Origin of the sequence: Nocardia beijingensis NBRC 16342 (assembly GCF_001612785.1) — a bacterium.
GTDB classification, from domain to species: Bacteria; Actinomycetota; Actinomycetes; order Mycobacteriales; family Mycobacteriaceae; genus Nocardia; species Nocardia beijingensis.
Genome location: NZ_BDBC01000050.1, coordinates 1 through 15,036, shown reverse-complemented (window position 1 = coordinate 15,036; position 15,036 = coordinate 1). Strand labels below are relative to the sequence as shown.

General features: G+C 70.0%; 12 protein-coding genes and 1 pseudogene. 6 read left to right on the top strand and 7 right to left on the bottom strand.

Features of this window, described 5'->3' with window-relative positions:
* Positions 1–35 precede the first annotated feature (35 nt).
* From NB3_RS25160 to NB3_RS25150, 3 genes and pseudogenes are all read right to left on the bottom strand, one after another.
* Positions 36–2,333 (bottom strand): HelD family protein, encoded by a 2,298-nt coding sequence (locus NB3_RS25160; protein WP_067808378.1) that lies wholly within the window; start codon positions 2,331–2,333, stop codon positions 36–38.
* A 171-nt stretch (positions 2,334–2,504) separates the two neighbouring features.
* Positions 2,505–2,789 (bottom strand): annotated as a pseudogene (locus NB3_RS25155) (antibiotic biosynthesis monooxygenase family protein); the annotation flags it as partial.
* A 10-nt stretch (positions 2,790–2,799) separates the two neighbouring features.
* Positions 2,800–4,149, bottom strand: coding sequence for a diguanylate cyclase domain-containing protein (locus NB3_RS25150; protein WP_067808319.1), 1,350 nt, complete (start codon positions 4,147–4,149; stop codon positions 2,800–2,802).
* A gap of 279 nt (positions 4,150–4,428) precedes the next feature.
* Between NB3_RS25150 and NB3_RS25145 the strand changes: the two genes are divergently transcribed.
* Positions 4,429–5,571 (top strand): beta-ketoacyl synthase N-terminal-like domain-containing protein, encoded by a 1,143-nt coding sequence (locus NB3_RS25145; protein ID WP_067808377.1) that lies wholly within the window; start codon positions 4,429–4,431, stop codon positions 5,569–5,571.
* A gap of 175 nt (positions 5,572–5,746) precedes the next feature.
* Here the strand turns inward: NB3_RS25145 and NB3_RS25140 are convergent, their stop codons facing one another.
* Positions 5,747–7,303 carry a sensor histidine kinase gene (locus tag NB3_RS25140; RefSeq protein WP_067808317.1) on the bottom strand — a complete coding sequence of 519 codons (1,557 nt, stop codon included), beginning with the start codon at positions 7,301–7,303 and terminating at the stop codon, positions 5,747–5,749.
* A gap of 362 nt (positions 7,304–7,665) precedes the next feature.
* Between NB3_RS25140 and uvrA the strand changes: the two genes are divergently transcribed.
* A complete protein-coding gene (gene uvrA / locus NB3_RS25135) occupies positions 7,666–10,617 on the top strand; it encodes an excinuclease ABC subunit UvrA (RefSeq protein ID WP_067808315.1) in 2,952 nt (983 codons plus the stop codon).
* Between the two features lie 47 nt (positions 10,618–10,664).
* On the opposite strand, the gene NB3_RS25130 is transcribed toward uvrA, so the two are convergent.
* The 3 genes from NB3_RS25130 to NB3_RS25120 form a co-directional block, all read right to left on the bottom strand.
* Positions 10,665–11,375, bottom strand: coding sequence for an alpha/beta fold hydrolase (locus tag NB3_RS25130; RefSeq protein WP_067808313.1), 711 nt, complete (start codon positions 11,373–11,375; stop codon positions 10,665–10,667).
* A 168-nt stretch (positions 11,376–11,543) separates the two neighbouring features.
* Positions 11,544–11,885: a DUF1844 domain-containing protein gene (locus tag NB3_RS25125; protein ID WP_039797319.1), complete on the bottom strand. Its 342-nt coding sequence runs from the start codon at positions 11,883–11,885 to the stop codon at positions 11,544–11,546.
* Between the two features lie 4 nt (positions 11,886–11,889).
* A complete protein-coding gene (locus NB3_RS25120; RefSeq protein ID WP_067808312.1) occupies positions 11,890–12,417 on the bottom strand; it encodes a DinB family protein in 528 nt (175 codons plus the stop codon).
* A gap of 337 nt (positions 12,418–12,754) precedes the next feature.
* Between NB3_RS25120 and infC the strand changes: the two genes are divergently transcribed.
* The 4 genes from infC to NB3_RS25100 all read left to right on the top strand — a co-directional run bounded on the left by infC (position 12,755) and on the right by NB3_RS25100 (position 14,996).
* Complete coding sequence (gene infC / locus NB3_RS25115; protein WP_084823654.1) at positions 12,755–13,420, top strand: translation initiation factor IF-3; 666 nt, start codon at positions 12,755–12,757, stop codon at positions 13,418–13,420.
* A 58-nt stretch (positions 13,421–13,478) separates the two neighbouring features.
* Complete coding sequence (gene rpmI, locus NB3_RS25110; RefSeq protein ID WP_067808310.1) at positions 13,479–13,673, top strand: 50S ribosomal protein L35; 195 nt, start codon at positions 13,479–13,481, stop codon at positions 13,671–13,673.
* A 110-nt stretch (positions 13,674–13,783) separates the two neighbouring features.
* A complete protein-coding gene (gene rplT / locus NB3_RS25105) occupies positions 13,784–14,164 on the top strand; it encodes a 50S ribosomal protein L20 (RefSeq protein ID WP_040777418.1) in 381 nt (126 codons plus the stop codon).
* Positions 14,165–14,204: 40 nt separating this feature from the next.
* Positions 14,205–14,996 carry a TrmH family RNA methyltransferase gene (locus NB3_RS25100; RefSeq protein ID WP_067808308.1) on the top strand — a complete coding sequence of 264 codons (792 nt, stop codon included), beginning with the start codon at positions 14,205–14,207 and terminating at the stop codon, positions 14,994–14,996.
* The last annotated feature ends 40 nt before the right edge of the window (positions 14,997–15,036 follow it).

Sequence of the window (15,036 nt, the reverse complement as noted above, 5' to 3'; positions counted from 1 at the left end):
GCACGGAGCCTTTCGTCGTTTCGCCGGGTCCGTGATCAGCGCAGCCGGGCGAGCACGCCGGGCAGGTCCGCACTGTGCACGACGCCGAGCCGCTGGGTGGCGCGGGTCAGCGCGACGTACAGATCGTTGGGGCCGCGCGGCGATTCGTCCAGGATCTGCTGCGGTTCCACCAGGTAGACCGCGTCGAACTCCAAGCCCTTCACCTCGTGCACGGTCAGCACCCGCACCGATTCCCCTGCGAGGTCGGCCAGCCGCGCCACCAGCGCCTGCGGGGCGATCACCGCCGTGGTGCCAGGTCCGGTCTCGGTGGCGACCAGCCGGGCGACCTCCGCGTGCACCTCGCCGGGCTCGACCCGGTGCGCGCGTGGCGCGACGCCGGTCTCGCGGACCGAGCGCGGCGCGGTCGCCGCCGGATCGATGGCGGCGAGGACGTCGGCGGCGATGTCCATGATCTCCGCGGGCGTGCGGTAGTTGACGGTGAGCTCGGTCAGCTTCCACCGGGCTGCGACGTAGGGTTCGAGCATCCGTTGCCACGACGACGTGCCCGCCGGGTCGCCGGTCTGCGCCACGTCGCCGACCACGGTGACCCACCGGTTCGGAATGCGCCGCATCACCATCCGCCAGGCCATCTCCGACAGTTCCTGCGCCTCGTCCACGATCACGTGGCCGTAGGTCCAGGTGCGATCGCCCGCGGCGCGCTCCGCGGTCGTCTGGCGGGCGCGGAAGTCCTGGCGCTCGGCCAGCTGGCTGGCGTCGATGAGGTCGTAGGCCATCAGGATCTCCGGATCGAGGTCGTCCTCCAGATCCTGGGGCGCGGAGCCGGTGAGGATGTCGAGAGCGTCCTGCGCCTCGGCGATCTGCGCGCGCCAGCGGCGGCGGGCGCGTTCGCGTTCCTCGGTGTCGTCCACGCCGAGCAGTTCGGCCAGTTCGTCCAGCAGTGGCGCGTCCGCCGGGCTGAACCGGCCGTCGTCCGGCCGGAGCAGTTCGGCGCGGTCGGCCGGGTCCAGCGAGCTCGCCGCCCGGTCCAGCCGCTTCGGGTCGGCGAGCAGGTCGGCCAGGACCTCCTGCGGGGACAGGATCGGCCACAGTTTCGCGATCGCCGCCTGGATCTGCGGGTCGGCGCGCATCTCGTCGCGGATCTCGGTGAGATCGGCCGAACTGAGCAGGCTCGGCCCGCCGGAGAGGTCGGCGCCCATGGTCGCGGCGAGCTGGTCGGTCAGCGCGTCGACCACCGAGGCGGCGAAAATCGGCCTGGCCAGGTTGTGCGGGCGGCGCGAGGAGCGCGCGCGGCCGCGGGCCTTGGTGGCGATCTTGCGATCCAACGTCACCGGATAGCCGTCGAAGCTCAACCGGATCGGTTCGGCGGGCACTTCCTGGCGGTCGCGCACCGCCTGCTTGAGCACCTCGAGGATGGTCAGCGCTCCCTTGATCTCGCCCGCGCGCAACGAATCCTCGCGGGCGGCCTGTACGCCGGGGTACAGATCGCCGATGGTGGACAGCAGCACGCCGGTCTCGCCGAGTGACGGCAGCACCTGCCCGATGTAGTCGAGGAAGGTGGCGTTCGGACCGATGATCAGCACGCCGCTCTTGGCCAGCTGCTGGCGGTAGGTGTAGAGCAGATACGCCGCGCGGTGCAGCGCGACGGCGGTCTTGCCGGTGCCGGGACCACCCTGCACCACGAGCACGCTCTTGTGCTCGGAGCGGATGATCGCGTCCTGCTCGTGCTGGATGGTCTCGACGATGTCGTTCATGTGGCCGGTGCGCGCGGCGTTGAGCGCGGACAGCAGCGCGCTCTCGCTGCCGACGCCGCCGTCGGCGTCGGTGACGCCCGCCCGGCGCGCGGCGTCGAGATCGAGATACTCGTCGTTGATCGCGGTGACCTGGCGGTTGCGCGAGCGGATGTGCCTGCGCCGGGTCACCCCGTCCGGCGCGGCGGTGGTAGCCAGGTAGAACGGCCGCGCCAGCGGGGCCCGCCAGTCCAGCAGCAGGCTCTCGTAGTCGTCCTTCTCGTCGAGGATGCCGAGCCTGCCGATGTAGCGGTACTCGTCCTGCTCCCCGTCGAGGTCGATGCGGCCGAAACACAGGCCGTGCTCCGCGGCGTCGTATTTCGCCAGGTCTTCGGAGTAGAGCTGGGTGAACGATTCGCGTTCGCTGCGGGCCTGCGGGGTGCCGCCGGTTTCCAGCAGCACGGTGCGCAACCGGTTGCGCGCGTAGTCGCGCATCTCGTCGAGCCGCTCGTACAGCACCGACAGGTAGGCCTGCTCCTGCTCGGTTTCGCGGGTCCGCTCGGGGGCGCCGCCGCCTGCGGCACGGTCCTGAGTGAGGTCGGGCAAACTGAACTCCTTGTCACCGCGAACAGGCGCGAGCACGCCGCCGGGACCGGGCACGCGCACGCATGGAAAGCAGAGTTGTCGAGTCTACTGGGGTTGCGACGGGCTCGCCGTAACCGCAGGTGAGGCCCCGGTGCCGCGGGTGGAGGCCCGGTCGGCGGACGATGCGAGCGGCACCGGTGCGAAGTGCTCGACCACCGGGAACGGGTCGTAGAAGTGGTGCAGCAGGTCCTTCCAGCGCTGATATTCCGGCGAGCCGCGGAATCCGACGACGTGATCGTCGAGCCGGTCCCATTCCACCCGCAGCAGGTAGCGGCCCGGCGACTCGACACCGCGCGCCAGCGACAGCGACCGGAAGCCGGGCATGCTCGCGATGATCGGCCGTGCCACGGCGAAGGCGGCTTCGAAATCGGCGGCGAGTTCGGGGCGAACCGGCAGCAGTACGTGTTCGATGATCATGGCGGAATCGTCAGGACGCGTGGGTGCTGTTGGGCCTGCGGCCTTTGGTGACGGTGCCTTCCCGCCGCCCCGGGGGCTTCGCGCGGTACATCGCCAGGTCCGCGTCGTGCAGCACCGCTTCCGGGCTGCGCCGATCGCCCACCTCGAGTTCGGTGACGCCGATCGATGCGTCCACCTCGATCCGGTGCCCGCGCGCGATGATCGGCTCGGCCATGGTGGAGCGTAGCCGGTTCACCAGGGCGTCGATGTCGACGCGGCGGGTGCGGCCGGACAGCAGGACCAGGAACTCGTCGCCGCCGAGCCTGCCGACGATATCGTCGCCGCGCAGCGCGCGCTGCAAGCGCTGGGCGACGATCTGCAGCACGGTGTCGCCGATGGCGTGCCCGAGGGTGTCGTTGATCGCCTTGAACCCGTCCAGGTCGATGAACAGCACGGTGGACACCGGCAGCAGTTCGTCGGTGCTGGCCAGCGCGGCGGCCAGCTGCGAGAGGATCAGCGAGCGATTGGCCAGGCCGGTGAGCGAGTCGTGCGTGGCCTGATACTCCAATTGCCTTCTGCTGGCCCGGAATTCGGTGATGTCTGCGAAGGAGGACACCGCCGACGAGCGCGGGTCGCCCGGATTGAGCAGGCGGCTGCTGCCCGACAGCCAGCGCCGCTGGCCGTCCACCCGGTCGACGCCGAAGACGTAGCCGGTGATGGTCTCGCCCGTGGCCAGCGTGCGAGCCACCGGATGGCGGCTCGGCGGCAGCGGCTGGGCGTTGGCGTCCAGCAGCACCAGCGGCAGCGACTGGATGGTGCGCCCGATGACCATGCCGTCGGGCCCTTCGGTCCCGAAGATGCGCTTGGCCGCCGGGTTCATCGACTCGATCCGCCCCTCCGGATCGATCACCACGACGCCCTCCTCCAATTGGGACACCACCGTGGTGAAGTAGTGCTCGGCCCTGCGCTGCGCGGCCTCTGCGTGGCGCTGGGCGGTGAGATCGTGGATGACCACCTGATAGGCGAGGTGGTCGTGCCAGGCGGTCAGCACCGACACCGTCTCCACCGGTACGGTGCCGCCGTCCACCCGCATCAAGGTCATCTCGGTGGGGACCGAGGCCGCGCCCGCGGTGGTGAGGGTGCTGATGCGGTCGAGCATCGCCGGCACGGAGGCGGGGTGGACGAAGTCGGTCAGCGGACGGCCGATGATCTCGTCGGCATCGTCCGCGGCGAGCATCCGGACGGTGGCCGGGTTGACGTAGACCACCCGGCCGCGCTCGTGCACGCAGATCCCGTCCGGGGTGTGCTCGACCAGAGAGCGGTAGCGCGCGGCCAGCTGTTCGGCGGCGTCGACCGCGGCGGCCAGCTTGTCGTCACCCACTCGAACCCCCGATCATCGACCCCATTATGGCCATTGGAACACGGGATTATTCTGGTATCGACGTGGACAAGATCACATCCTCCACGCTATTGCTTCGATCACAGTACTGGCACGTTCTCGGGCCGGATCCGGCGATCATGGCAGAAACCGGTTTCTGCGTCGAGGCGGGGCAGACGGTTCGGCCCGCCCAGGGAGCCGGTGAAGGAGCGATACATGCCGGGTGCCGACCCCAACACCGCCCCGTGGTTCCGCACCGATCCGCGGCGGCACCGAAATCGGATGACCATCGCCGGGATCGGCGCGATCACCGGATACGGATGGGGACGTGAACAGCTGTGGGACGGCTTGCTCAGCGGCAAGTCGGCGGCGGCGCTGCAACCCGGCTACGGGCCCGGCCGCGACGAGGACGCCTGGGTCGCGCTCGTCCCCGACGGCGGGGACCCGGAGCTGAGCGCGAGCCGGTACGGGCGGGCCGTGCACGAGGCGGCGCGGGAGGCCGTCGCCGACGCCCGTGAACGGGGCTGGCGGCCCGGCCGCACCGTCGGCCTGCTGCACGCCATCGTGCTCGGCGACGTGGCGGACTGGCGCGACTACTACCTCGTCGACGGCGGCCGCCGCCGGTCGAGGGACTACCTGCGCCTGCTGCCGTCTACGCCGGTCTCGATGCTGATGCAGGAATTCGGCTTCCACGGCCCGGCGATGAACATCTCCGCCGCCTGCAGTTCCGCCAACGTCGCGCTCGTCACCGCGAAGCTCTGGCTGGACGCGGGCATGGCCGACGACGTGCTCTTCGTCGCGACCGACCTGTCCGCGACCCCGGACATGCTGGACAGTTTCGTGCGGCTCGGCGCCGCGGTCGCCGACGCGGAACCGCTGGACGCGTGCAGGCCCTTCCAAGCGGGCAGCCGCGGATTCAGCATGGGCGAGGCTTCGGTGGCGTTCGTGCTGACCCGTTCGGTGGACCGGCCCTACGCCGCGGTGCTCGGCGGCGCCATGTCCAACGACGCCTATCACGTGGTCTCGGTCGACCCGACATACGAGCAGATCGTCGACTGCGCTCGCCGCGCACTCGCCGCCGCGGACGTCGCCGCGGCGGACGTGCGTTATTTCAACGCGCACGGCACCGGAACCCGGCAGTGCGACGCGGCCGAACACCATCTGCTCGAGCACGTGTTCGCCGACCGCCCGCACATCTACGCGCTGAAGCCGCTGGCGGGGCACTGCCAAGGCGCGGCGGCCGCTGTGGAGATCGCGGCCGCCGCGCTCGGCTACGAACGAGGCATCGTGCCCGCGGCCCCGATCGTCGCGCCCGCGCATCCACGACTGCTGGACGGCCCCGCGCCGTTCGAGGGCGGCATCACCGTGAAACTCTCCCTCGGCATGGGCGGCAACAACTCCGCGGTGGTGCTCGGCGCCGCGTGACCGTGGCCGCGACGCCTCGGCGTCGGTGCCGGTCGCCGAAACCGCTCGCTACCAGTCTTTTTCGTCCGCTGGCTTTTTCGGCCCAGTTTCCGGCATCGCCCGTGGTGCTGGCATGGGACGGGACGAATCGATTTCGGAAGCCGGCGACCTGGCGATCGTGGCGCCCGCCCGACCGTCAGGCCAGCGGTGCGGACCAATGCACCCTGGTGCCGCCGCTCGCGGTCCGCTCCACCGTGCAGCGGCCGTCGGACATGCTCGCGCGCTGGGCGAGGTTGGCCAGTCCGCTCGGTGTCACGTTTGCGGGCAGTCCCGCGCCGTTGTCCTCCACGAGCACGGTCAGCTCGTCGCCGACGGTGATCTCGACGGCGAGCCGGTTGCCGCCGGAATGACGCACCGCGTTGCTGACCGATTCGCGCACCACGGCTTCCGCGTGGTCGGCCAGGGCCGCACCGACCACCGACAGCGGCCCGGAGAACCGCACGCTGGTCCGGAACGCGCCGTCGGCGGTCTGCTGGCGGATCGCGTCCTCGAGCCGCCTGCGCAGCGGGTCGCCGCCGTGCAGGTCGAAGATCGACGTGCGGATCTCCTGCACGACCTCCTGCAGACCGTCCATCTCCACCGAAAGCCGTCGCCGCACTTCGGGATCGTCGGTGCGGGCGGCGGTGGCCCGCAATCCGAGCCCGACCGCGAACAGCCGCTGGACGACGTGATCGTGCAGGTCGCGCGCGATGCGGTCGCGGTCGGCGAGCACGTCGAGTTCGCGCATTCTGCGCTGGGTCTCGGCCAGTTGCATGGCCAGCGCCGCCTGATCGGTGAACGCGGCGGTCAGTTCGACCAGGTCGCCCGGGTACGGCGCAGACCCGGGCGGCCGCACCAGGATCAGCACGCCGAGCGCCAGATCCGCGGTCCGCAGCGGGAGCACCAGCGCGGGCCCCGCCGCACCGACCGCGGCGCCGAGATCGACCGACCCGGCGTCGGGCACCGGCACCGGCGCGCGCCGGGTGAACGCCGTGCCGGTGGCGGTACCGGCGATGCGCACCCGCCGCGGCCCCGGTCCTGGGCCGAACCATTGCGCCACAACGAGTTCGGTGGCCTCATCGGGCGGCGTCGCCGGCGCCACCACGGCCAGCAGCGCCTGCTGCGAACCGGTCAGCGCGCGGGCGCGCGCCACCACCTGCGCGAGCACCAGGTCCGGCGCGGTGCCCGCGAGGAACTCGGTCGCGATGTCGCGCGTCGCCTCGATCCACGCCTGCCTGGTCCGCGCGGATTCGTAGAGCCTGGCGTTCTCGATGGCGATACCGGCCGCTGCGGCCATGGCCAGCACGATGGCCTCGTCGTCCTCGGTGAACGGCTGTCCTCCCGCCTTCTCGGTGAGGTAGAGATTGCCGAAGATCTCCTCGCCGACGCGCACCGGGACGCCGAGGAAGCTGCCCATCGGCGGATGGCCCGCGGGAAAGCCGACGGCCGCCGGATGTTCGGACAGATCGTCCAGCCGGATCGGGTGCGGGTGTGCGAGCAGCAATCCGAGGACGCCGTGTCCTTCGGGGGAGCGGCCGATGTGGGCGGGCATCGCGTCGTCGACGCCCTGGAAGAGGAATTCGACCGGCCGGTCGTCGTGTCCGCGGATGCCGAGCGCGCCGTAGCGGGCGGCGACCGAGCGGGTGGCGGTCCGCAGCAGGGCGCGCAGGGTGTCGAGCACCGTCGACGGGACGTGCGAGGCGAGGGTCGTCATAGGAGAGTGGGGGAGGCCGGTGGGTGGCGCACAGCGGGCTCAGTGTAGACGGGCGCCGGTGGGCGCGTGGCGCAGTTGCGCCGAGCGGTGACCGACCGGTGGCGGCGCCGCTCGGCTGTCCGCTGTGACGGTGGCGACCGGGGGAATGCCGGTTGACGTCGTGCTGTTGACCAGTGGTGCCGGGAGGGCGATGCTACGGAGGCGTCCTGGCCTGTTTCCCGGCTCATCCGTGACGTCCTGCCGCCGGGGTTCCCGCCATTCGTCCAGGTGACGGGCGGTCCGCGAAACTTGTCGGTGCCCATGCCTAGCATGGCGGCCGGGGGTATGTCTGGACGCCGAACACGAAGGAGAAGGGACGGCCTGTGGCGGAACGCCTCACTGTGCGCGGAGCTCGGGAGCACAACCTGAAGGGTGTCGATCTCGACCTGCCCCGCGACAGCCTCATCGTGTTCACCGGCCTGTCCGGCTCCGGCAAGTCGAGCCTGGCCTTCGACACGATCTTCGCGGAGGGGCAGCGGCGCTACGTCGAGTCGCTGTCGGCGTACGCGCGGCAGTTCCTCGGGCAGATGGACAAGCCCGACGTCGACTTCATCGAAGGCCTGTCGCCCGCGGTGTCCATCGACCAGAAGTCGACCAACCGCAATCCGCGCTCGACCGTCGGCACCATCACCGAGGTCTACGACTACCTGCGGCTGCTCTACGCGCGAGCGGGCACGCCGCACTGCCCGGTGTGCGGTGAGCTGATCGCCAAGCAGACGCCGCAGCAGATCGTCGATCAGGTGCTGGCCATGGAAGAGGGCATCCGTTTCCAGGTGCTCGCGCCGGTGGTGCGCACCCGCAAGGGCGAGTTCGTCGATCTGTTCGACCAGCTCAACACCCAGGGCTACTCGCGCGTGCGGGTGGACGGCGTGGTGTATCCGCTCACCGATCCGCCGAAGCTGAAGAAGCAGGAGAAGCACGACGTCGAGGTCGTGGTCGACCGACTGGCGGTCAAGCCGAGCTCCAAGCAGCGCCTGACCGACTCGATCGAAACCGCGCTGCGCCTGGCCGACGGCATCGTCGTGCTCGACTTCGTCGATCGCGACGAGCACGCGCACGACCGGGAGCGCCGCTTCTCCGAGCGCCTCGCCTGCCCGAACGGCCATCCGCTCGACATCGAGGACCTGGAGCCGCGCTCGTTCTCGTTCAACTCGCCCTACGGCGCCTGCCCCGACTGCACCGGCCTCGGCATCCGCAAGGAGGTCGACCCGGAGCTGGTGGTGCCCGACCCGGCGCTGAGCCTGAACGACGGCGCCATCGCGCCGTGGTCGCGCGGCCAGACCGCCGAGTACTTCACCCGGCTGCTGTCCGGCCTCGCCGACGCCATCGGCTTCTCCATGGACACCCCGTGGCAGGATCTGCCGCCGAAGGCGCGCAAGGCCGTGCTGGAGGGCAGCGCCGACCAGGTGCACGTCTCCTACACCAACCGCTACGGCCGCAAGCGCTCGTACTACGCGGACTTCGAAGGCGTGATGCCGTTCCTGCAGCGGCGCATGGAGAACACCGAGTCCGAGCAGATGAAAGAGCACTACGACGGGTACATGCGCGACATTCCGTGCCCGGTGTGCAACGGCGCGCGGCTGCGCCCGGAGATCCTCGCCGTCACCATCGCCGCGAACGGCGACAAGAAGTCCATCGCCGACGTCAGCGACCTGTCCATCGGCGAGTGCTCGGCGTTCCTGAACTCGCTCACTCTGGGGGAGCGCGAGGCGGCGATCGCCGGGCAGGTGCTGAAGGAGGTGCAGGCGCGGCTGGGCTTCCTGCTCGACGTCGGCCTGGAGTACCTCACGCTGTCCCGCGCCGCCGCCACCCTCTCCGGCGGTGAGGCGCAGCGCATCCGGCTCGCGACCCAGATCGGTTCCGGCTTGGTCGGCGTGCTGTACGTGCTCGACGAGCCGTCCATCGGCCTGCACCAGCGGGACAATCGCAGGCTCATCGAAACCCTGACCCGGCTGCGCAATCTGGGCAACACGCTCATCGTGGTCGAGCACGACGAGGACACCATCCGCGCCTCGGACTGGGTGGTCGACATCGGCCCGTTCGCCGGCGAGCACGGCGGCAGGGTGGTGCACAGCGGGCCCTACGAAGAGTTGCTCACCGATCCGAACTCGCTCACCGGCGCCTACCTGTCGGGGCGTGAGCGCATCGAGGTGCCGCTGGTGCGCCGACCGGTCACCAAGAAACGGCAGCTCACCGTCGTCGGAGCCAGCGAGCACAATCTCAAGGGCATCGACGTCGCCTTCCCGCTCGGGGTGCTCACCTCGGTGACCGGCGTCTCCGGGTCCGGCAAGTCGACCTTGGTGAACGACATCCTGGCGACGGTGCTGGCGAACCGGCTCAACGGCGCGCGGCAGGTGCCGGGCAGGCACACCAGGGTCAACGGGCTCGACCATCTGGACAAATTGGTACAGGTGGACCAATCGCCGATCGGCCGCACGCCGCGATCCAACCCGGCCACCTACACCGGCGTGTTCGACAAGATCCGCACGCTGTTCGCGGCCACCACCGAGGCGAAGGTGCGCGGGTACCAGCCCGGCCGGTTCTCGTTCAATGTCAAGGGCGGTCGCTGTGAGGCCTGCTCCGGCGACGGCACCCTGAAGATCGAGATGAACTTCCTGCCGGACGTCTACGTCCCCTGCGAGGTGTGCCACGGCGCCCGCTACAACCGGGAAACCCTCGAGGTGCACTACAAGGGCAAGACCATCGCCGAGGTGCTGGACATGTCCATCGAGGAGGCCGCCGAGTTCTTCGAACCGGTCACCTCGATCCACCGCTACCTCAAGACCCTGGTCGACGTCGGGCTCGGTTACGTGCGCCTCGGTCAGAGTGCCCCCACCCTCTCCGGTGGCGAGGCCCAGCGGGTGAAGCTGGCCGCCGAGTTGCAGAAGCGGTCCACCGGCCGCACGGTGTACATCCTCGACGAGCCGACCACGGGCCTGCACTTCGAGGACATCCGCAAGCTGCTCAACGTCATCAACGGCCTGGTGGACAAGGGCAACACGGTGATCGTCATCGAGCACAACCTGGACGTCATCAAGACCTCCGACTGGGTGATCGACATGGGTCCCGAGGGCGGCTCCGGCGGCGGCACCGTGGTGGCCGAGGGCACGCCGGAAGAGGTCGCGGCCGTCGCGCACAGCTACACCGGCCAGTTCCTGAAGGAAGTGCTCGACCAGCCGCCCGCGCGGCAGAGTGCCGCGAAGAAGGCTCCGGCGAAGAAAGCAGCGGCCAAGGCCGCCAAGCGCCCGGCGAAAAAGGCCGCGGCGGTCGGCTGACCTTTTCGTCCGAGGCGGCGCGGTCCCAGGACCGCGCCGCTTCGTGCTCAGCGGTTGGCGATGGTGTGGATCAGTTCGGCCAGTTCCTTCGGCCTGGACCACATCGGCCAGTGCCCCGTCGGCAGGTCGACGTACTCGGCGTCGATGCGCGCCAGCTCGGCGAAGATGGGCGCTTCCCCGTTGTCGCGCAGCTTCTGCACCAGGTCGGCGGTCATGCTGCTGCAGATCACGGTGGCCGGGACCGCGAGGCGCGCGTCCGAATCGCTCAACCGCAGCGGGGCGGCCGCGACGGACGCGGGCTCCGGCACGGCGCGCTCCCGGAACCGGGCCAAGGCGGCCTCGTCCAGGCCCGCCAAACTGTTGCCCGCGGCCTCCAGTTCCGGCCATGGCGGCAGGGTCCATTCGCGTGCGGCGATGTCGAGCGCCGAGTTGATGACGAAGCCGTTCGGCAGCGGCGCGCTGTCGACGTAGATCGCCCGGCGGAACAGCTCGGGCGCGCGGTCGATGGCCAGATAGGCGGGCGCCGCGCCGCCGGAGTGCGCGACGAGCACGACCGTCTCGCCCTGGGGCACGGCGTCGATGACGGCTTGCGCCTGCGTCTCCAGCGTGGCCGACAACCGGTCCGGATCGGTTTCGTCGAGGCCGGGCAGCGTGAGCGCCACCACCTCGTTGCCGCGCCGCCGCAGCTCGGGTGCGACTTCGTCCCACGCCCATGCACCGAGCCAGAATCCGGGAGCGAGAAGAATCCGAGTAGCCATGGGCTCACTGTGCCTTACCCGTTGGGAAATTTCCTAAACTTCGTTGTCCTGGTAGGTGTTTCGGTCACAATTCCGGCCGCTCTTCGGAATTTCCTGGAGCGCTGGCCGCGCGAGCGCTCCGCTGTCCGGCGTGGGCGCTCGCCACGGCCGACCGCGTGCGGCGTCGGATCAGTAGACCGGGCCGGTGTACTTCTCGCCCGGTCCCTTGCCCGGCTCGTCGGGATGCGCGGAGGACTCACGGAAGGCGCGTTGCAGCGACTGCAATCCCTCGCGGATCGGTCCGGCGTGCGGACCCAGGTACTCCACGGAGGCGGTGACGAGCCCGGCCAGCGCGGTGATCACCCGGCGCGCCTCGTCCAGGTCGCGGCGCGGGCTGGTGTCGGGGTCCTCGTCCGCGAGCCCGAGCTTCTCCGCCGCCGAACTCATCAGCATCACGGCGGCGCGGCTGATCACCTCGACGGCGGGAATGTCGGCCAGTTCGCGTACGGAGGCGTCGAGCTCGTCAGTCATGCCTTCAGGCTAGCGACGCCGCCCGGAGCATCCGGAGGTGGCCGATCTCCGCGATGTTCTTCATCAGCTCCGCGTTCACCCAGCCCGCCAGATGGGCGATCGTCAACCCCGCGTCGGCGGGCCACGGATAGGCGGAGGGCCGGTCCAGATCGGCCTCGTCGAGCCCGTCGAGTACCCGCTCCCATTCGATGTGCAGCTCCCGCAGGCAGGCGACGGCCGCGGTGCCGTCACCGGGCCAGTGCACATCCTCCCGTTCGGGCGGGGTGACGCCCTCGACGTGGTCGATGGCCGCGCCCCACCACCAGCCGATGTGCCAGGTCAGCCAGCCGATCGTCGGCACAGGAATCGGGTGGGGCTCAACGTCGGCCCAGTCCGGCCGCCATACGCCGTCGGCGTCGGGGCGTACCGTCCAAGCGGGCTCGGCGGGTTCCCAGAGGAAATCCTCCGGAGTGAGCGCGTCGAGGTGGATTCCGGCGAGTGACCAGGTCAGGTCGAGCTGCCATCGCAGCAGGTCGCGGCGTGGTGTGAGCACCGGGGGAGCGTGGCACGCCGGTTGTGGCCGGGCAAGGTATTTTCGACCCGATTCGGCGATAGCCGAACGGAATGTTAGACTTTTCGCTGACGACCGCCCCGGGCTTGCTCCGGGGCTGATAAGTGGAGCCCGACTCCCACCGTTGCCGACGAGTCATCGTACGGGTCAACGGTCCGGTCACCCGCCCGCGAGGGTGGGTTTCTCGTGCCGGGGTTCTCGTGGAGAGCCCGTTGCGCGAGAGTCGACCCGAGTTCACTCGTGGTCGGCGATCGGTCGACATCGGGCCCCGTCGCGGAATACCGCACCGGGGCCTTCGTGTTGAACAGGGGTTGCAGTTATTGCGCGCGGTCGTCTGACGACACCGCTTGACCTAGGAGGCCCCATCAGCACTGAGACCCGCATCAACGATCGCATCCGTGTTCCCGAGGTCCGGCTCATCGGACCTGGAGGTGAGCAGGTTGGGATCGTGCGTGTTGAAGATGCACTACGCGTCGCCCTCGAAGCCGACCTCGATCTGGTCGAGGTGGCACCGGATGCCCGTCCACCGGTCTGCAAGATCATGGACTACGGCAAGTTCAAGTACGAGACGGCGCAGAAGGCGCGCGAGTCTCGGAAGAACCAGCAGCAGACGGTGATCAAGGAGCAGAAGCTCCGCCCGAAGATCGACGACCACGACTACGAGACCAAGAAGCGCAACGTCGTGCGTTTCCTCGAGGCCGGGTCCAAGGTCAAGGTGACGATCATGTTCCGGGGACGCGAGCAGTCCCGCCCCGAACTCGGTTTCCGGCTGCTGCAGCGGCTGGCGTCCGACGTCGCCGACCTCGGTTTCGTGGAAACCTCGGCCAAGCAGGACGGTCGCAACATGACCATGGTCCTCGCCCCCCACAAGGGCGCGAAGACCCGGGTGAAGGCGCAGCAGGAGTCGGCCCCGCGCCCGGCGCCGAGCGCCGCCCCGGCCGGTCAGCCCGCCGCGGAGCAGGCCGAGACGGCCGGCCCGCAGTAACACCGATCAGAACACCGGCGGTCCGCCCCGACCGCCGGGACGACAGATAGAGGAATCCATGCCGAAGATGAAGTCGCACAGCGGCGCCTCGAAGCGATTCAAGGTGTCCGGCAAAGGCAAGCTGCTGCGCCAGCAGGCGAACCGTCGCCACCTGTTCGAGCACAAGCCCTCCCGCCGCACTCGTCGTCTGGACGGCGTGGAGGTCGTCGCCGCCGCCGACGTCCGTCGCGTGAAGAAGCTGCTCGGTCTCTGATCGCGCCTTCGCGCAGACCGGCACGCACCCGCGACCGGAGCCTCTCCGTCGCCACCCCCGACCCATTTCCGGGCGCCGCCCCGCGCCCCCAGATCGAACAGGACTGACCAGTGGCACGCGTCAAAAGGGCCGTCAACGCTCAGAAGAAGCGCCGTTCCATCCTCGAGGCCTCCAAGGGCTACCGCGGCCAGCGCTCGCGGCTGTACCGCAAGGCCAAGGAACAGCAGCTGCACTCGCTCGCCTACGCCTACCGGGACCGCCGGGCGCGCAAGGGTGACTTCCGCAAGCTGTGGATCGCGCGCATCAACGCCGCCGCGCGGATCAACGACATCACCTACAACCGCTTCATCCAGGGCCTGAAGGCCGCCGGTGTGGAGGTGGACCGCAAGATCCTCGCCGAGCTCGCGGTATCGGACGCCGAGGCGTTCGCCGGTCTCGTCGCGGTCGCCAAGGCCGCCCTGCCGCAGGATGTCAACGCGCCGGCCGCCTGAGTCGCGTTCGTTGACGACCGAAAGACTTCCGGAACGACCCGTGGAAGCGCTCAGCGAGCGCAATCCGCGGGTCGTTTCCGCTGTCAAGCTCCACCGCGGAGCGCAGCGGCGGAAAGCGGGGCGATTCCTCGCCGAAGGCGCCAACGCCGTCGCGGCGGCCTTGGAGACCGAACGCGTCCATGAGCTGTTCTATTCGCGGGCGGCCGCGGAACGCGACCACGCCCTGATCGCGGGGGCGGCCGCGACGGGGGTCCGCACCACGCTGGTCAGCGACCGGGCGGCGCAGCATCTCGCCGAAACGGTCACGGCGCCGGGCTTGGTCGCGGTCTGCGATCTGCTCGACGTGCCACTGACCCGGATCCTCGACGCCAAGCCCCGAATGCTCGCCGTTCCGGTGGAGATGGCCGAACCGGGAAACGCGGGCACCGTCATCCGGGTCGCCGATGCCGTCGGCGCCGACGGTGTGGTGCTGGCGGGCGACACGGTCGACCCGCACAACGGCAAGTGCGTGCGAGCCAGCGCGGGCAGCATCTTCCACGTGCCGATCGCCCGGCACCGCGATGTCGCCGAGACGCTGGATTCGATCGCCGCGGCGGGCATCACGATCCTCGCGACCGCGGCGAACGGCGAGGTCGACCTCGACGACGCCGACGAACTGTTCACCGAACCGGTGGCCTGGCTGTTCGGCAACGAGGCGCACGGCCTGGACCCGGCCGTCGCCCGCCGCGCCGACCACCGCATCCGCATCCCCATCCGCGGCCGCGCCGAAAGCCTGAATCTCGCGACGGCCGCCGCGATCTGCCTCTACGCCAACTCGCGGGTGCTGTATTGATTTGCCGCGCCTTCGGCGCGGCGTGTTCGCGGCCCCCTTG